Source organism: Streptomyces sp. NPDC050806 (genome assembly GCF_055586425.1).
Genome location: NZ_JBVJIF010000008.1, coordinates 397,763 through 413,460 on the forward strand (window position 1 = coordinate 397,763; position 15,698 = coordinate 413,460).

16 protein-coding genes and 1 tRNA gene are annotated in these 15,698 nt (G+C 73.1%); 8 read left to right on the plus strand and 9 right to left on the minus strand.

What is annotated here, in order from left to right; translation table 11 throughout:
* Positions 1-11 precede the first annotated feature (11 nt).
* The 4 genes from ACZ6WH_RS26605 to ACZ6WH_RS26620 all read left to right on the plus strand — a co-directional run bounded on the left by ACZ6WH_RS26605 (position 12) and on the right by ACZ6WH_RS26620 (position 2,562).
* Positions 12-494 carry a MogA/MoaB family molybdenum cofactor biosynthesis protein gene (locus tag ACZ6WH_RS26605; RefSeq protein ID WP_432864428.1) on the plus strand — a complete coding sequence of 161 codons (483 nt, stop codon included), beginning with the start codon at positions 12-14 and terminating at the stop codon, positions 492-494.
* Complete coding sequence (locus ACZ6WH_RS26610; RefSeq protein ID WP_361558848.1) at positions 491-1,123, plus strand: GNAT family N-acetyltransferase; 633 nt, start codon at positions 491-493, stop codon at positions 1,121-1,123. The genes ACZ6WH_RS26605 and ACZ6WH_RS26610 overlap by 4 nt, the downstream gene beginning before the upstream one ends.
* 151 nt (positions 1,124-1,274) lie before the next feature.
* Complete coding sequence (sepX, locus tag ACZ6WH_RS26615) at positions 1,275-2,414, plus strand: divisome protein SepX/GlpR (RefSeq protein WP_469731197.1); 1,140 nt, start codon at positions 1,275-1,277, stop codon at positions 2,412-2,414.
* 75 nt (positions 2,415-2,489) lie between these two features.
* A tRNA-Ala gene (locus ACZ6WH_RS26620) sits at positions 2,490-2,562 on the plus strand.
* Between the two features lie 200 nt (positions 2,563-2,762).
* Here ACZ6WH_RS26620 and ACZ6WH_RS26625 read toward each other — a convergent pair.
* From ACZ6WH_RS26625 to ACZ6WH_RS26635, 3 genes are all read right to left on the minus strand, one after another.
* Positions 2,763-3,656, minus strand: coding sequence for a DUF2637 domain-containing protein (locus ACZ6WH_RS26625; RefSeq protein ID WP_469731198.1), 894 nt, complete (start codon positions 3,654-3,656; stop codon positions 2,763-2,765).
* An 84-nt stretch (positions 3,657-3,740) separates the two neighbouring features.
* The gene (locus ACZ6WH_RS26630) at positions 3,741-3,950 is read right to left on the minus strand and encodes a hypothetical protein (RefSeq protein WP_432855596.1); all 210 of its coding nucleotides are present in this window, start codon (positions 3,948-3,950) and stop codon (positions 3,741-3,743) included.
* Between the two features lie 555 nt (positions 3,951-4,505).
* Positions 4,506-5,021, minus strand: a complete 516-nt coding sequence (locus ACZ6WH_RS26635; RefSeq protein WP_469731200.1) for a M23 family metallopeptidase — start codon at positions 5,019-5,021, stop codon at positions 4,506-4,508.
* A 211-nt stretch (positions 5,022-5,232) separates the two neighbouring features.
* On the opposite strand from ACZ6WH_RS26635, the gene ACZ6WH_RS26640 reads away from it, so the two are divergent.
* A complete protein-coding gene (locus tag ACZ6WH_RS26640) occupies positions 5,233-8,286 on the plus strand; it encodes an alpha-mannosidase (protein ID WP_469731202.1) in 3,054 nt (1,017 codons plus the stop codon).
* Here ACZ6WH_RS26640 and ACZ6WH_RS26645 read toward each other — a convergent pair.
* Positions 8,283-8,747, minus strand: a complete 465-nt coding sequence (locus ACZ6WH_RS26645) for a hypothetical protein (protein WP_469731203.1) — start codon at positions 8,745-8,747, stop codon at positions 8,283-8,285. The two genes, ACZ6WH_RS26640 and ACZ6WH_RS26645, sit on opposite strands and share 4 nt — an antisense overlap.
* Positions 8,748-8,878: 131 nt before the next feature.
* Here ACZ6WH_RS26645 and ACZ6WH_RS26650 point away from each other — a divergent pair, with 131 nt between their 5' ends.
* Complete coding sequence (locus tag ACZ6WH_RS26650) at positions 8,879-9,745, plus strand: helix-turn-helix domain-containing protein (RefSeq protein ID WP_469731204.1); 867 nt, start codon at positions 8,879-8,881, stop codon at positions 9,743-9,745.
* 24 nt (positions 9,746-9,769) lie between these two features.
* Here the strand turns inward: ACZ6WH_RS26650 and ACZ6WH_RS26655 are convergent, their stop codons facing one another.
* The 4 genes from ACZ6WH_RS26655 to ACZ6WH_RS26670 all read right to left on the minus strand — a co-directional run bounded on the left by ACZ6WH_RS26655 (position 9,770) and on the right by ACZ6WH_RS26670 (position 12,743).
* Positions 9,770-10,156, minus strand: a complete 387-nt coding sequence (locus tag ACZ6WH_RS26655; protein ID WP_432855581.1) for a GntR family transcriptional regulator — start codon at positions 10,154-10,156, stop codon at positions 9,770-9,772.
* Between the two features lie 38 nt (positions 10,157-10,194).
* Complete coding sequence (locus ACZ6WH_RS26660) at positions 10,195-11,175, minus strand: ABC transporter permease (protein ID WP_469731207.1); 981 nt, start codon at positions 11,173-11,175, stop codon at positions 10,195-10,197.
* Positions 11,172-12,131, minus strand: a complete 960-nt coding sequence (locus ACZ6WH_RS26665; RefSeq protein WP_469731209.1) for an ABC transporter ATP-binding protein — start codon at positions 12,129-12,131, stop codon at positions 11,172-11,174. Before ACZ6WH_RS26665 ends, ACZ6WH_RS26660 begins: the two co-directional genes overlap by 4 nt.
* 135 nt (positions 12,132-12,266) lie before the next feature.
* Positions 12,267-12,743, minus strand: coding sequence for a GNAT family N-acetyltransferase (locus tag ACZ6WH_RS26670; RefSeq protein WP_469731211.1), 477 nt, complete (start codon positions 12,741-12,743; stop codon positions 12,267-12,269).
* A gap of 67 nt (positions 12,744-12,810) precedes the next feature.
* On the opposite strand from ACZ6WH_RS26670, the gene ACZ6WH_RS26675 reads away from it, so the two are divergent.
* The gene (locus tag ACZ6WH_RS26675; RefSeq protein ID WP_469731213.1) at positions 12,811-13,608 is read left to right on the plus strand and encodes an exodeoxyribonuclease III; all 798 of its coding nucleotides are present in this window, start codon (positions 12,811-12,813) and stop codon (positions 13,606-13,608) included.
* A gap of 211 nt (positions 13,609-13,819) precedes the next feature.
* Positions 13,820-14,767 (plus strand): hypothetical protein, encoded by a 948-nt coding sequence (locus tag ACZ6WH_RS26680; RefSeq protein ID WP_469731215.1) that lies wholly within the window; start codon positions 13,820-13,822, stop codon positions 14,765-14,767.
* 55 nt (positions 14,768-14,822) lie between these two features.
* Here the strand turns inward: ACZ6WH_RS26680 and ACZ6WH_RS26685 are convergent, their stop codons facing one another.
* Positions 14,823-15,578, minus strand: coding sequence for a MerR family transcriptional regulator (locus tag ACZ6WH_RS26685; RefSeq protein ID WP_432864423.1), 756 nt, complete (start codon positions 15,576-15,578; stop codon positions 14,823-14,825).
* Positions 15,579-15,698: the final 120 nt, after the last annotated feature.

Below are 15,698 nucleotides of genomic sequence, written 5' to 3' on the forward strand. Positions count from 1 at the left end.
GCTACCGGGCCATGGTCGTGACGGCCTCCAACCGCGCCGCCGCCGGGGTCTACGCCGACAAGGGCGGCCCGCTGATCGCCGAAGCGCTCACCGCGCTGGGCTTCGAGGTCGAGGGTCCCCGGGTGGTCCCGGACGGCGACCCCGTGGAGGCCGCGCTGCGCGAGGCGGTGGCCGGCGGCCACGACGTGGTGATCACCACCGGCGGCACCGGCATCTCGCCGACCGACGCGACGCCGGAGGCCACCCGCCGGGTGCTCGACCACGAGGTCCCCGGCATCGCCGAGGCGATCCGCGCCGAGGGGCTGGCCAAGGTGCCCACCGCGGCCCTCTCCCGGGGCCTGGCGGGCGTCGCGGGCCGCACCCTGATCGTGAACCTGCCCGGCTCCACCGGCGGCGTCCGGGACGGCCTCGCCGTACTGGAACGGCTCCTCGTGCACGCCGTCGAACAGCTCCGCGGGGGCGACCACCCGAGACCGGCCGGGAGCACGCACTGAACGCGCCCTGGCCGGTGGAGCTGGCGGACGGCGACACGGCCCTCCGCCCGATAAGGCTGCGCGACCAGCGGGCCTGGCGCGAGGTCAACCGGCGCAACCGCGACTGGCTGCGCCCGTGGGAGGCCACCATCCCGCCCGCGCCGCCGGGAGCGCCGCCGGTCCAGCGGCCGACCTACCGTCAGATGGTGCGGCACTTGCGGGCGGAGGCGCACGCGGGCCGCATGCTGCCGTTCGTCGTGGAGTACCGGGGCCGGCTCGCCGGTCAGCTGACGGTCGCCGGGATCACGTGGGGATCGATGTGTTCGGGCCATATCGGGTACTGGGTCGACGAAGGCGTCGCGGGACGCGGCGTCATGCCCACCGCGGTCGCGCTCGCCGTCGACCACTGCTTCCGGACGGTCGGTCTGCACCGCATCGAGGTGTGCATTCGCCCCGAGAACGTGCCCAGTCGCCGGGTAGTGGAAAAGCTCGGCTTTCGCGAGGAGGGCCTGCGCCCCCGCTATCTGCACATCGACGGCGCCTGGCGCGACCACCTGGTTTTCGCGCTCACGGCCGAGGAAGTACCGGGCGGGCTGCTCGCGCGGTGGCACCGGGAGAAGCCCGGCACCTCAGGGACATCCCACAAATGAAATATGTGTTCGAATTAATCCATCAATTCGACACATTCGCAGTGCGTTGATCGCAACAATCACAAAAAAAGTTCGAGATATCAGCCAGATCGTGCGACACACCGGCTCAATTGGCGGATGGCCCCGCTCAAACCCCTCTACCGTGTGAGGCGTGAGCAGCAGCGGCCTCATCTACGCAGTCATCGTCGGGGCCTGGGCCGCCTACTTGGTGCCGATGTGGCTCCGTAGGCAGGACGAGCTCAATGAGGCCCGTCCCACGGAGCGCTTCAGCACCGCCATCCGGCTCCTGTCCGGGCGGGCGGCGATGGAACGCCGTTACGCCAAGGGGCAGGAAGGGCGCTCGGCCGACGATGCGAGCGGGGAACGGGACCCGGACGTCCAGGCCGAAGAGGCCGGCGTCCGGTCCGCAAGCACGCCCGTGGACGAGGACCGCCCGCCCGGCGGGCACCCCGCCGACGCCCGCGCCCCCGAGGAGCGCGAGGCGCCCACGACCGTCCAGCCCCCGTCGCCGGCGCAGCACCGCCCCTCGTCCGCCGAGCGCACGAAGCGGGCCCGGGTGCTCGCGCGCCGCCGCCGCACGATCACGGTGCTCTTCCTCGTCTTCACCGTCGGCGCGGTCGTCGCCGGCGTGGGCGGCATCACCTACCTGTGGGCGCCCGCCGTCCCGGCCGTCCTGCTGAGCGCGTACATCGTGTACCTCCGCGTACAGGAGCGCCGCCGGTTCGCCTTCACGATGGACCAGCGGCAGGCGGAGGTCGCCGCGCAACGGCTCCGGGAGGGCCGTGCCCGCCCTCCTCGGGCGGGGCTCCGGCCGGCCGGCGAGGAGAGCCCCGCCGCACCGGCCGCCCCCGTACCTGAGCCGGCGGGCCCCGAGCCCGCGCCGAGCGTGAGCCGCCGCGCCCCCGCCGAGCGGCCCGAGCAGCAGCACCGCTCGACGGGCGCCGGCGACGGTGCGGGCTGGGACCCGGTCCCGGTGCCGCTGCCCACGTACGTCACCGCTCCCGTGGCGCCGCGCTCCGGCGGCCCCGTCGACCTCGGCGCCGACGACGCCTGGAGCTCCGCCCGCTCCAGCACCGCGGGCGGCGCGGGACCGGCCGCGGGTGCCGGCGCCCCGGCCGGACCGGCGTCCGGTCCCGGCGCGCCGGGTGCGGGCGGCGCCGGCGCCGATCAGCGTCACGCGCCCGGCCGGGAGCGCCCGGCCGGCGGCCGTCGCGGCCGTACTCCGCTCTTCGACCAGTACGCCGCTCCGGCCGACGAGGGGCTGGACCGCCCGCGGGCGGCGAACGAGTGAGCCGCCGTCCCTGACCAGCGCGGGAAGCGATTTCCGAGCACGGCCGGAGGGATGCTAGAGTTTCACTCGTCGCAAGGGCCTGTGGCGCAGCTGGTAGCGCACCTCGTTCGCAACGAGGGGGTCAGGGGTTCGAATCCCCTCAGGTCCACCGACATCAGAGCCCCTGCCGGGGAACACCGGCAGGGGCTCTGGTCGTTCTTGGGGCAATCGGTCGTGCGGCGGACGGGCGGCTCACGGCGGGGCGGTCGGTGGGGCGACGGGCGGTCTGTCCCGAGGCCGGACGCACCGACGCGCCGGACCGGAGGGGGCCGGCCCGGCGCGGTCGGTCAGGATCTCCCGTGCGGTCGGTCAGGACCCCGTGCGCTGGCGGTGGTTGCCCTTGGCGTTCTGGGCGTGCCGGGCGACGACGGAGGGTGCGGGGGAGAGGTCCAGCTGGCGGACGAGCTGGTGGAAGCAGAGCAGGACCGTCACCGGCGGCAGCCCGGCCACGGTGATGCCGGCCGGCGTCGTCGGGGTGTGGGCGATGCACAGCAGCATGGCGACGGCCGCGAAGAAGATGACGACGAGCCAGGACTGCGCGGTACGGCGGCGGTAGGCGCGGGCCCGCAGGATGGAGAGGGTGGCCGCGATCCAGGGGCCGTAGATGAGCAGCGGCCACAGGTCGGCGATGTGGCGCGGGGCGACGCCGCCGGCCAGGGCGCGGAGCGAGGGGTAGGACGCCAGCGCGCCCAGGATGCTCACCGCGATGACGATCAGGGCGGTCAGCGTCACGGACGCCATGCTCAGCGCCCGCCGCCAGGACCAGTTGCGGGCGCACTTGCGGAGGAGTGACGTCTTGCGGTGCCGAGTGGGCGGCACGGCCGGGGTGGGCTGAGGGGCCGGCACGGGCTGCGGTGCCACCACGGGCTGTTCGGCCGTCTCCAGGAGCTGCGCGAGCTCGCCCTCCAGCTCCTCCACCACGGCGGCGTCCCAGCCGTCGGCCGTGCTGCCGAGCACTACGTCGTCCCGGAAGAGGGGCATGCCGGCGAAGCCGGGATCGAAGCCGGGAGCGGAGCCGAGTTCGTCGGCGGTCTGGCGCGGCAGCCGGTGCCGTCCGGAGCCGTCCTGGTATCCGGTGCCTTCCGGAAAGACGGGGCCGTCGCGGAAACCGGGGCCGTCGCGGAAGCCGGCACCGTCGGGGAAACCGGGGCCGTCCGGGTAGCCGGAACCGCTCGGGTAGGGGACCTGGGGAGTGTCGTACACGTCGGCTCTCGTGGGGTTCGATGGGGACCGGGACCGAGGCGGGGCGGCCCGGACGGCAGGACGGCCGGGACCGGCGGGAGACCCCTACCGTCTGATGCCTGGCGGGCGTTCCGCGCGGTCCCGCGGTCCCAGGGCGGCCTCGATCCCGTCGAGGGCCGACAGCAGCACCTCCAGCAGGTCGCCGGTGTGCTCCAGTCGCACGCACTGCCCGGCACGCTCCAGGTGCACGTTCTGACCGGCGCCGGCCGGTCCGGCGGCCGCTGAACTCAGCTGCCAGGCACCGAGTCGCCGCATTCGCGGAATGCTTGTCTCAGGCATACTCCGTCAACGAAGAAATTGGCGCGGAGAAACGTGGCATTCGGGTAATTCGAGTTTGATTTTACAGCCGTCGAGAATGCCTACCGGCTGATGTTTTTCTGCAATAGAAATCCCTTGGGTAAATATGCTGAGCGGGCCCGTCCGGAGTGGCGCGGCGTCACCCACAGGCGCGAGATCCCGGCCCCGCCCGCTCCGTAGACCCGGTCGGTCCGCCGACTTGCCCGGCGCCGCGGCGGTCGCTGGGCACGGCGGGCCGCCCCCGGAAATGCCCCGATCGACTGCCCGGTCGCGCAGCTGAACGTGAAATGTATTTGAGTGCAGGGGGTGAGTGGGGTCCTGCTCGATATACCGATTTTCGGGTGGCGGCCCGAAAATGTCGGCGGCGCGCAGTACGTTGTGCGATTCGCCGTCGGCGGCCGTCGGCGGGGCCCTCCGACGGGGACCGGCCAATCCGGTGGTCCCGGACGGCACGCGTGCACCACCCGTACCGGGGCCGGGGCCGGTCCGCGTCGGAGAGCGGCCCGTCCGGTCCTACTTCATGTGTACGCCGCGCCGGGAGAGGTACCGGAGCGGGTTGACGTCGTTTCCGTAGCCGCGCGCGTTGCGCACTTCGAAGTGCAGGTGCGGGCCGCTGGCCCGGCCGGTCGCACCGCTGGAGCCCAGCCGCGAGCCGGCGCCCACCGAGCGCCCCGGCCGGACCGAGATCTTGGAGAGGTGGCCGTACGCGATGTAGTGACCGTCGCGCATGCGAACGGTGACCGCCTTGCCATACGCACCGGAGCGCCGCGCCAGGACCACGGTGCCGGGGCCGACCGAGCGGACCCGGGAGCCGGTCGGTACGGCGAAGTCCACGCCCGTGTGGTGGCCGGCCGCCCAGTCGCCGCGCACGCCGTACGAGGAGGAGATGTAGTACGGCGCGGTGATCGGCCGGGTCCAGCCGCCGGCGGCCTTGGCCGCGGCGGGGCCTTGAGGGACCGTCAGCACCAGCGCGGAGGCGATCGCGGTGGGCACCGTGCCGAGCAGTGTCAGTTCCTTGAGCGCTGTCATAGGGGCGACCCCACCGTGTCCCGCGGTCCGTTGCAATGTGGAAACCCGCCGCACGGGTCAATGGCGTGGACCGATCGGTACCGGCCGGACGCCGGGCGTGTCGCGGGTGCGGGTGGCGCGCGCCGTGCATACCGGGGCTCGCGCACCGGGCAGGGTGGAGGAAGGGCCGTACGCCCCGGGCCCGCCCCACGCCTCCCACCGGAGCCGCCGCATGCACGACGACCGCAGCATCGTGGAACACCGCCTCCGCCGCGTACTGGACGAACGCGTCAGGCCCGCCCTGTACAGCGCCTCCGTGCCGCTGGAGGTGGGCCGCTGGGACGCGCCGGGCGAGCCGGTGCCGGTCGCGGAGGGGCTGACGGCGCCGTACGCGCCGGCCGCGGCCGGTGACGCGTGGGGACCGGCCTGGGGCACCAGCTGGCTCCGGCTCACCGGGCGGGTGCCCGAGGAGTGGGCGGGGCGCGCGGTGGAGGCCGTACTGGACCTCGGCTTCGACCTGAACATGCCCGGTTTCCAGAGCGAGGGCCTGGTGTACCGCGCGAACGGCGAGGCGGTGAAGGCGCTCAACCCGCGCAACGCCTGGGTGCGGATCGGCGACCGGGTGGCCGGCGGCGAGGAGGTCGAGCTGTACGTCGAGGCCGCGGCCAATCCGGTGCTCAACGTCCAGCGGCCCACGTACGAAGGTGACCGGCTCACCTCCGGTGACGCCCCGCTCTACCAGTTGAACCGCCTGGACCTGGCCGTCTTCGAGCCGGCCGTGTGGGAGCTGATCCAGGACCTGGAGGTGCTGGCCGGGCTGATGGAGCAGCTCCCGGAGGACGACGCGCGCCGTCACGAGATCCTGCGCTCCCTCGAACGTGCCCTGGATACCCTCGACACCGACGACGTACCGGGCACCGCCGGGCGGGCCCGCGCCGAACTGGCCGCCGCGCTCGCGGCACCGGCCCGCGCGTCGGCGCACCGCCTCAGCGCCGTCGGCCATGCCCACATCGACTCGGCCTGGCTGTGGCCGCTGCGCGAGACCGTCCGCAAGGTCGCCAGGACCTGCGCCAACATGACGGCCCTCATGGACGACCACCCGGACTTCGTGTTCGCCATGTCCCAGGCCCAGCAGCTCGCCTGGATCAAGGAACACCGGCCCGAGGTCTTCGCCCGGGTGAAGGAGAAGATCGCGTCCGGGCAGTTCGTGCCGGTCGGCGGGATGTGGGTCGAGTCGGACACCAACATGGTCGGCGGGGAGGCCATGGCCCGGCAGTTCCTGTACGGGAAAAGGTTCTTCCTGGAGGAGTTCGGGATCGAGACCGAGGAGGTCTGGCTGCCGGACTCCTTCGGATACACCGCCGCCATGCCCCAGCTCGTGAAGCTGGCCGGGGCCCGGTGGTTCCTCACCCAGAAGATCTCCTGGAGCCGGACCAACGCCTTCCCGCACCACACGTTCTGGTGGGAGGGCATCGACGGCACCCGCGTCTTCACCCACTTCCCGCCCGTGGACACCTACAACTCCGAGCTGAGCGGCGACGAGTTGGCGCACGCGGCGCGCAACTACCGCGAGAAGGGCCGCGGCACCCGCTCCCTCGTACCCTTCGGGCACGGCGACGGCGGGGGCGGCGCCACCCGCGAGATGCTGGCGCGCGCCGAGCGCTGCCGCGACCTGGAGGGCTCGCCCCGCGTCGTGGTCGAACGTCCCGCCGTCTTCTTCGAGAAGGCGCACGAGGAGTACGCGGACGCGGCCCCCGTATGGGTCGGCGAGCTGTACCTGGAGCTGCACCGCGGCACCTACACCTCGCAGGCGAAGACCAAGCAGGGCAACCGCTTCAGCGAGTCGCTGCTGCGCGAGGCGGAACTGTGGGCGGCGACCGCCGCGGTACGCGTGCCGGGGTACGCCTACCCGTACGACGCGCTGGAGCGGCTGTGGAAGACGGTGCTGCTCCACCAGTTCCACGACATCCTGCCCGGCTCGTCCATCGCCTGGGTGCACCGCGAGGCCCGGGAGACCTACGCCCGGGTCCACGCCGAGCTGCGGGACGTCGTCGACGCCGCGCAGCGGGCGCTCGCGGGCTCCGGTGACGAGGAGATCGTGTTCAACGCGGCGCCGCACGCCCGGCGCGGCGTACCGGCCGGCGGCGCGGCCCGCGCGGCCACGGCCCACGAGGCGCGGGTCACCGCGGAGGAGCGGCCGGGCGGCGGCTGGGTCCTCGCCAACGGCCTGCTGCGTGCCGAGATCGACGGCAGTGGGCTGCTGGTCTCCGCGTACGACCTGCGGGCCCGCCGCGAGACCCTGGCGCCCGGTCGGCCCGCGAACCTCCTCCAGCTCCACCCGGACCTGCCCAACTTCTGGGACGCCTGGGACCTCGACGCCTTCTACCGGCACCGGGTCACCGACCTGACGGATGCCGAGGAGCTGCGGCTGGCCGCCGACGGGCCGGACGCGGCGACCGTCGAGGTGCGGCGCGCCTTCGGGAAGTCCACGGTCACCCAGACCCTCACCCTGCGGGCCGGTGCCGCGGTCCTGGACCTGTCCGCCGATGTCGACTGGCACGAGCGGGAGAAGATCCTCAAGGCCGCCTTCCCGCTGGACGTGAAGGCCGACCGGTCCGCCGCCGAGACCCAGTTCGGCCACGTCCACCGGCCCACCCACACCAACACCTCTTGGGAGGCGGCCAAGTTCGAGATCTGCGCGCACCGCTGGATCCAGGTCGAGGAGCCCGGCTGGGGCGCGGCGCTGGTCAACGACTCCACGTACGGGCACGACGTCACGCGTGACGTGCGCCGCGACGGCGGCCAGACCACCACGGTCCGGCTGTCCCTGCTGCGCGCCCCGCGCTACCCGGACCCCGAGACCGACCAGGGCCGGCACCGGCTGCGGTACGCGCTGGCGCCCGGCGCCGGCACGCTGGACGCGGTGCGCGAGGGGCACCGGATCAACCTGCCGGAGCGCGCGGTGCGGGGCGCGCGGCCGGTCGAGCCGCTGGTGGGCGTGGACAACGACGCGGTGGTGGTGGAGGCGGTCAAGCTCGCCGAGGACCGCGGCGGCGACCTCGTCGTGCGGCTCTACGAAGCGGCCGGCGGCCGGGCCGGAGCCACGCTCACGGCGGGCTTCCCCGTCACCGCCGCGTACGCCACCGACCTGCTGGAACGGCCGCTCGCCGACACGCCCCCGTACACCGTGACGGACGGCGGGCGGGTGGCCCTGGCACTGCGGCCGTTCCAGATCCTCACGCTGCGGCTCTCCCGGAACGGCCGGGGGGCCTCCGGAACCTCTTAGGCGGTACGGACCCGGGCCTGCGCCGACCGGCGGACGCGGCGCAGGCCCAGGTACTCCAGGTCGGCGAAGACCGCGACGATCAGCGCGCCCGCACCGAGGAACACCCGGCCGAAGCCGGTCAGCGGGACCAGGCCGGTGCAGGCCAGGACGGCGAACGCGACACCGCACACGGCGTTCAGCGCGATCGCGGCGGCCACGAGGCGGGGCGGCAGCACCGGCATCCGGGCGAGCAGCCAGAAGGCCACGGCGCCGCAGACCATGCCGCACCCGGAGACCACCGCCGGTTCGCGCGGCATGCCCAGCGGGGTGGCGGTCAGCGCGCTCTCCACCAGCATCAGTACCGCGAAGGCGGCCGTGCTGACGCTGTCGGTCCGCAGCACCGTCCGCAGCAGCCAGGACGCGTCGCGGGCGGGGTTCTTCGCGGTGCCCGGAGCGGTGCGGGGCGAGGCCGAGGTGGTCATGCGGGCCTCCTTGGCCTACGGCGGTGCGTACGGGCCGTCCGTACGCACCGAACGGTGGCAAGGGGCGGGTGGGGCGGGCAATGACCTCCGAGGTCATGGACGCCGCGACCGGCCCCGCTAGGCTCACCGGCATGACCGCCCGACTCACCCACGCGGCAGGCGTGTCCGGCCGGGCCGCCGCTTCGGCGGACCGGCCGCGGGTCGGCACGATGCTGCGCGACTGGCGGCGCCGCCGCCGGCTCAGCCAGCTGGAACTGGCGCTGCTCGCCGGTAGTTCCGCCCGCCATCTGTCCTGTGTGGAGACCGGTCGGTCCCGTCCCAGCCGCGCCATGGTGCTGCGGCTCGCCGACCACCTCGACGTGCCGCTGCGGGAGCGCAACGGGCTGCTGCTCGCGGCCGGTTACGCGCCCGCCTACCGGGAGCGGGCGCTGGACGACGAGGGACTGCGGTCCGTGCGCGGCGCCCTGGACATGATGCTGGCAGCCCATCGCCCGTATCCGGCCGTGGTCGTCGACCGCGGCTGGAACGTCGTCACCGGCAATCCCGCCATGGGCGTCCTCTTCGACGGCGTGCCCCCGGAGCTGCTCGCGTCCCCGGCCAACGTGGCCCGCCTGGCGCTGCACCCCGAAGGGCTGGCCGCCCGCTGCACCAACCTGCCCGAGGTGCGGGACCACTTCCTGGAGCGGCTGCACCGCCAGGCCGAGGCCACCGGCGACCCCGGGCTGCGCGCGCTCTACGAGGAGGTGCGCGCCTACGCCCCCGAGGAGGCGGCGGTCGCGTCCTCCGAGGGCGGCGCGGCCCCGCACACCTCGGAGGCCGTCGTCCCGCTGCGCTTCCGTACCCCGCACGGCGAACTGGCCCTGTTCAGCACCATGGCCGTCATCGGAGCCCCCAACGACGTCACCCTCTCCGAGCTGGCCATCGAACTCTTCTTCCCCCTGGACGAGCGGACGGCGGAGGTGCTCCGCACGCTCGACCCGCCCGCCGGCACCCCGTAGGGCTCCGTACGCCCGGCCGCCGGGTCAGGGGCGGGGGAAGCGGTCCTCCAGTACGGCCGCGAGGAGTGCCTCCACGTCCTCGCGGTCCAGGCCCGCAGCGCGGGCGCGGTCCAGCCAGTCCGCCAGTTCGGACCGGAGCACCGTGTCGCCCTCGGACTCCGGCCGGGCGAGCGTACGGCTCACGAAGGTGCCCAGGCCCGGACGCGGCTCCACCAGGCCCTCGCGCTCCAGCTCCCGGTACGCCTTGAGCGTGGTGTTGGGGTTGACCTTCGTGGCGGCGGCCACCTGCGCGGCGGTGGGCAGCCGGTCGCCCTCCACGAGGGTGCCCAGCCGCAGCGCCTGCCGGACCTGCTGGACGATCTGGAGGTAGGTGGCGACGCCACTGCGCCGGTCGATGCGGAATTCGACCATGGTCGGGGCCTTTCGCCCGGGGATCTGCGGTGGGTGTTTCAGAGCGGCCGCCGGCGGGTCCACAGCACGGTGAACGCCACGACCAGAACGGTCAGTACGACGAGGACGGCCGAGCCCCGCCACTGCATCCCCGGCATCTGGTCGAAGGTGAAGTACTCGACGATCTTATGCACGATGCCCTTGTCGGCCATGCACGCGGCCTCGCTCTTGGCGTCGACGCAGCTGCCGTAGCCGAGCAGGCGGCCGTCGGAGGTGCCCAGCCACTGGTCGTGGTTGATGGCGGAGTCCGGGATCGTCGGGTAGTCACCCTTGGCCGGGGCGGTGGCGCTGTGCGGGGCGACCAGGCGGACCCGGAGCCAGTCCCACACGACCGAGGTGCCGAACGAGACGACGAGCATCACGACCATCGTGGGGACCACGCGGCGGATGAGCAGGCCCACGGCGAAGCCGCAGCTGGTGAGGAACAGGGCCATGGCGACCGGCACCGGGCCCGTGATGTCGAAGATGGTTCCGCCGAGCCAGTCGCCGTAGTTCACCAGCCGGCTCGCCGGCGACCACAGGGCGGTGAAGGAGAGGGAGAGCAGGGTGGAGCAGACGAGGACGATCAGCAGGGGGAGCAGCACGGTCGCGGTGATCCAGCGGGTACGCGAAACCGACTGCGTGGTGACCAGCCGCACGGTGCCGTGCTCCTGCTCGCCCGAGATGAGCGGCGCCGCGAGGAAGATGCCGAGGAGCCCGGGCAGGGAGGACAGCGCGTAGAGGCGGTCGAACACCGGCTTGTACGCCTCGTCGAACTTCTCGGCGTAGCGCGAGTCGTTGCCGTACTGCGCGACAAACTCCACCACGCCGGCGCGTTGGTAGAGGCAGTACGCGCAGACCACCACGGTGATCGCGGCCAGCAGCAGGAACGCCGTGCGGTTGCGGCGCCAGACCAGCCAGGGCAGGCCGTGCAGGAGGCCGCCGCTGCGGGCGGACGCGGGGGTGCCCGCGGGCTTCTTCGTACCGGTCAGCGTGCTCATGCCGCCTCCAGGCGGGTCTCGGTCCGGGCGGCGGCGGTGATCAGGGGCGGTGCGTCGGCGGCGCGGAGGTAGCCGAGCAGGACCTCCTCCAGGCCGGGTGACACGGTCTCCCACGGCCCCTCGGGGACCTCGACCCCCGGTGTGTCACCGCGGACCAGCGCGGTGAACTGGCGTCCCGTGACGCGGTTCTCCACGACCGTGCAGGCCGCGGTCAGCGCCCGGGGCAGCGTGCCGTCCTCCGTCGCGCCCGTGACCAGGGCGTGCGCGGCGAGCAGCACGTCGGTGTCACCGGCCATCCGGAGTCGGCCGCCGGTCAGCACCAGCAGGAAGTCGCACATGTCCTCCAGCTCGGGGAGCACATGGGAGGCCATGATCACGGTCGTGCCGTGCTCGGCGGCCTCGGCCATCAGCAGCCCGGACAGCTCGTGCCGGGCCAGCGGGTCGAGGTCGGCCATCGGCTCGTCGAGCAGCAGCAGCCGCGGGCGCTTGCCGAAGGCCAGCGCGAACGCGACCCGGGTGCGCTGGCCGCCGGAGAGCGTGCCGATCTTTGCGGTCAGCGGGACGTCCCCGGAGCGCACGATCCGCTCGGCCGCCGCCTGGTCCCACTCGGGGTTCAGCTCGCGGCCCATCCGCAGCGTCTCGGCCACCGTGAACCGCTTGTACAGCGGCTTGTCCTGGGCCAGGAAGGCGAACCGGGCCAGCACGGCCGGGTCGGTGACCGGCACGCCGAACAGCTCCAGCGTCCCGGCGGACGGCTGCACCAGGCGGGTGGCCGCCCCGAGGAACGTGCTCTTGCCCGCGCCGTTCGGCCCGACCAGCGCGCAGATCCGGCCGGCCGGGACCCGGAACGAGAGGTCCCGCAGCGCCCATCCCCGCCGGTACTTCTTGCCCAGCCCGTGTGCCTCGACCGCCCAGCCGCCGGACCCGCCGCCGCCCTGTTCTGTCGGGTCGCTCATGCGCCGACCCCCCTTCCCTACTTCCACTAGTTAATTAGTGGAATGAGTATGGGGAGCGGCCTCGGCCGCTGTCAAACAGGTCGTGAGGTGAGGGGGGTTACCGCTGATCAGCCGCGCGAGAGGCCGGTGTGCCGGTCAGCGCTGCAGGGACTTCCCGAGGTGCCGGCTCTCCTCGTAGAAGCGGTAGTGCCCGAACTTCGTCACCGGCAGATAGCCGCTGGACGCGTACAGCGCCAGCGCCTCCGGCTGCTTGATGCCCGACTCCAGCACCATGCGGGTCCGGCCCGCCGCGCGGGCGTCGTCCTCCAGCGCCGCGAGGATGCGCCGCGCCAGCCCGCGCCCGCGCGCCTCGGCCGTCACGAACATCCGCTTGATCTCGGCGTCGCCGTCCGCGTATCCGTCGTCGTTGGCGTCCTGGGTGCGCCAGCCCCCGGTGGCCAGCGGCCGGCCGTCCTCGTACGCGAGGAGGTAGATGCCGTTCGGCGGCACGAACATCTCCGGGTCGAGCGGCGTCACGTCGGGGTCGCCGTAGCGCAGTACGTACTCCTGCTGGACGAGCTCGTCGAGCTTCACGGCGTCGGGATGGTCATAACGAACCGGACGAATCTCCATTCCTGGAATCGTACGTGCGTCCGATGGGTGAGGGGAGTGTGGTGCCTGGGTCGGTTATCGTGCCCGGATGCTCACCGTCACCTCAGTAAACGTGAATGGCCTGCGGGCCGCCTCCAAGAAGGGCTTCGTGCCGTGGCTGGCGGAGACCGCCGCCGACGTGGTCTGCCTCCAGGAGGTGCGTGCCGAACTCGAACAGCTCCCGGCGGAGGTGCGGGCGCCGGAGGGCTGGTTCGCCACGTACGCGCCGGCGGCGGCCAAGGGCCGGGCCGGTGTCGCGCTGCTGACCCGGCGGGAGCCGGACCGGGTGCGGGTGGGCTTCGGCTCGGCCGAGTTCGACACCAGCGGCCGGTACGTCGAGGCCGACCTGCCGGGCGTCACGGTCGCCAGCCTCTACCTGCCCTCGGGCGAGGTCGGCACCGACCGGCAGGACGAGAAGGAGCGCTTCATGGCGGAGTTCCTGCCGTACCTGGCGGAGCTGAAGGCCAAGGCGGCGGCGGACGGCCGCGAGGTCGTGGTCTGCGGCGACTGGAACATCGCCCACCAGGAGGCCGACCTGAAGAACTGGAAGGCCAACCAGAAGAAGGCCGGCTTCCTCCCCGAGGAGCGCGCCTGGCTCACCCGCGTCCTGGACGAGGCCGGCTACCGGGACGTCGTCCGCGGCCTCCACCCGGACGTGGCGGGCCCGTACTCCTGGTGGTCCTACCGCGGCAAGGCCTTCGACAACGACGCGGGCTGGCGCATCGACTACCAGATGGCCACCCCGGGCCTCGCCGACCGCGCCCGCAAGGCGTACGTCGAACGCGCCGCCTCCTATGACCGGCGCTGGTCCGACCACGCTCCGGTCACGGCGGTCTACGAGGTCTGAGACGGCGCGGAGCCGCCCGGGGCGAGGGGCCCCGGGCGGCTCCGCGCACGTTCACCCGCGTGTCCGAGTGCGGCACTCCAGCGCGCCGTTTCTTTCACCCACTCATGCGTGTTAGTCGGCATCTCTCCTGTTTTCATGCTTTGTTGCGTTTTGTCGACATTGATGCCGTGAGCCGGTTCCGGTCGCGGCGACCCAGGAGAGGAAACGCACCATGCCCTACAGGATCAAGGCCGCCTCCGGCGCCCTGGCCGGAGCGGCGCTGCTGCTGGCTCAGGCGGGGACCGCTTCGGCCGTCTCCGCCGAGCGGCCCGCGGCCCCGGCGAAGGGAGACTTCCGCATCGCCAGTGCCGTCGACGGCCGCTGCCTCGCCCCGCGCGCGGTCAAGGGGATGCTCGACCTGTCGCTCATCACCTGCGGCAGCCAGGGCCCGACCGACGTGTTCGGCCTGAAGCCGCACGCGGACCGGTTCCAGCTGCGGAGCGAGGCGAAGAAGGGCTGCCTCGGCACGAGCCCCGCGCGCAAGCTGATGTTCCCGTCCTGCTCGGCGAAGCACATGACGGACTGGACGTTCACCCGGCACGGTGACGGCTACCAGATCCGGAGAACCGGCACGGACCCCAGTCGCAGCCAGTTGCGCGCGCCCGTCCGGACGTACTGCCTCACCGAGGTCATCGACCGCGCGAAGGGCGACCGGGTCGCCCTGAAGCCCTGCTCGGACCGGAGCCAGCGGCAGATCTGGAAGCTGAAGCCGGTGCAGCAGGCGGCTGCGTCGAAGCCGAAGCCGGACCCGGTGCAGCAGCCGGCCGGCAAGCCCGAGCCCGGCAAGCCGGAGGCCGCGAAGCCGGAAGCCGGGAAGCCGGAGCCGACGAAGCCCGAGGCCGGCAAGCCGGAGGCCACCAAGCCCCAGGCGACCAAGCCGCAGAGCACGAAGCCGCAGAGCACCAAGCCCCAGGCCGCCAAGCCGCAGGCCGCGAAGCCGCAGGCGGGGCAGCACCAGGCCGCCGCCAAGCCGGAGGCGGCCACGCCCGCGGCCGGTCAGCACCAGAGCGGTCAGCCCCAGGGCGGCCACCACCAGACCGGTCAGCACCCGGCCGGCCACCACGAGAGCGGTCAGCACCCGGCCTCCGTGCCCGCGGCGGGGCACCCGGCAGGCGCGTAGCCGACAGCACCACCAAGGGCTGAGCCCGTTTCCGGCGCAGGTGCCGGAGGCGGGCTCAGTCGTCGTCCGGGGCCCCGCCCGCCGGGGGCGCCGGACTGTCCGACCAGGAGGCCAGCTCGGCGCCGATGGCGCGGTCCATGGCCATGGACAGCTCGGCGTCGACGATGCCCTTGGAGAGCGGGCGGAATTTGTCGATGGTCTGCGCGAGCCGGGTCAGCTCGTCGGGGCCGAGGCCGGCGCCGGACTCCACGCGGGCCAGCACGTCCCGCAGGACGTGGGTACGGATGACCTTGATGAACAGCTCGGCGAGCGCGTCGGCGTGCGCGCGCACCTGACGCCCGGCGTCCAGGACGGCGGCGAGCGGTACGCCCTCGGCGACCAGGGCCGTGGAGGCGTCCAGCAGCCGTCGGCTGATGTGTACGAACTCGTCGCCGTCGACGGCGAGATAGCCGATGTCCAGGGACGTGGCGAGGTTGTCGGCCGTCACGTCGTCCTTGAAGTGGTCGGCCAGCTCCTCGGGGGTGAGGCGGACCGGGGTCTCCTCGGAGAACGGCGCCACGAGGGAGCTGCTGTCCAGGCCGAGCAGCTCGCCGGGGTCACGGCCGCTCTCGAAGGCGGTGAGCAGCTGCGCGATGCCGCCGAGGTTGTGGCCGCGCTCCAGCAGCGCCGCGATCGTCCGCAGCCGGGCCAGGTGGTGTTCGTTGTACCAGGCGATCCGGCCCTCGCGGCGGGGCGGCGGGATGAGCTTGCGCTCGCGGTAGAAGCGCAGCGTACGGACCGTGATGCCGGCTTCCGCCGCCAGCTCGGACATGCGGAACTCGCGTTCCTTCGGGCCGTCCTCCGTGCCTGTGTTCGCTTCCACGGCTTCACCCTATGCCGGGTGCCCGGCGCCGCCGGCAGGTGCAACCGCCGGTAACTTCCTTTCGCTCAA

Coding starts and splice junctions, on each gene's coding strand:
- ACZ6WH_RS26605 (WP_432864428.1), top strand. CDS start 12: ATGGTCGTGACGGCCTCCAACCGCGCCGCCGCCGGGGTCTACGCCGAC.
- ACZ6WH_RS26630 (WP_432855596.1), bottom strand. CDS start 3,950: ATGCGGCGACTCGGTGCCTGGCAGCTGAGTTCAGCGGCCGCCGGACCG.
- ACZ6WH_RS26635 (WP_469731200.1), bottom strand. CDS start 5,021: ATGACAGCGCTCAAGGAACTGACACTGCTCGGCACGGTGCCCACCGCG.
- ACZ6WH_RS26640 (WP_469731202.1), top strand. CDS start 5,233: ATGCACGACGACCGCAGCATCGTGGAACACCGCCTCCGCCGCGTACTG.
- ACZ6WH_RS26645 (WP_469731203.1), bottom strand. CDS start 8,747: ATGACCACCTCGGCCTCGCCCCGCACCGCTCCGGGCACCGCGAAGAAC.
- ACZ6WH_RS26650 (WP_469731204.1), top strand. CDS start 8,879: ATGACCGCCCGACTCACCCACGCGGCAGGCGTGTCCGGCCGGGCCGCC.
- ACZ6WH_RS26655 (WP_432855581.1), bottom strand. CDS start 10,156: ATGGTCGAATTCCGCATCGACCGGCGCAGTGGCGTCGCCACCTACCTC.
- ACZ6WH_RS26660 (WP_469731207.1), bottom strand. CDS start 11,175: ATGAGCACGCTGACCGGTACGAAGAAGCCCGCGGGCACCCCCGCGTCC.
- ACZ6WH_RS26665 (WP_469731209.1), bottom strand. CDS start 12,131: ATGAGCGACCCGACAGAACAGGGCGGCGGCGGGTCCGGCGGCTGGGCG.
- ACZ6WH_RS26670 (WP_469731211.1), bottom strand. CDS start 12,743: ATGGAGATTCGTCCGGTTCGTTATGACCATCCCGACGCCGTGAAGCTC.
- ACZ6WH_RS26675 (WP_469731213.1), top strand. CDS start 12,811: ATGCTCACCGTCACCTCAGTAAACGTGAATGGCCTGCGGGCCGCCTCC.
- ACZ6WH_RS26680 (WP_469731215.1), top strand. CDS start 13,820: ATGCCCTACAGGATCAAGGCCGCCTCCGGCGCCCTGGCCGGAGCGGCG.
- ACZ6WH_RS26685 (WP_432864423.1), bottom strand. CDS start 15,578: ATGTCCGAGCTGGCGGCGGAAGCCGGCATCACGGTCCGTACGCTGCGC.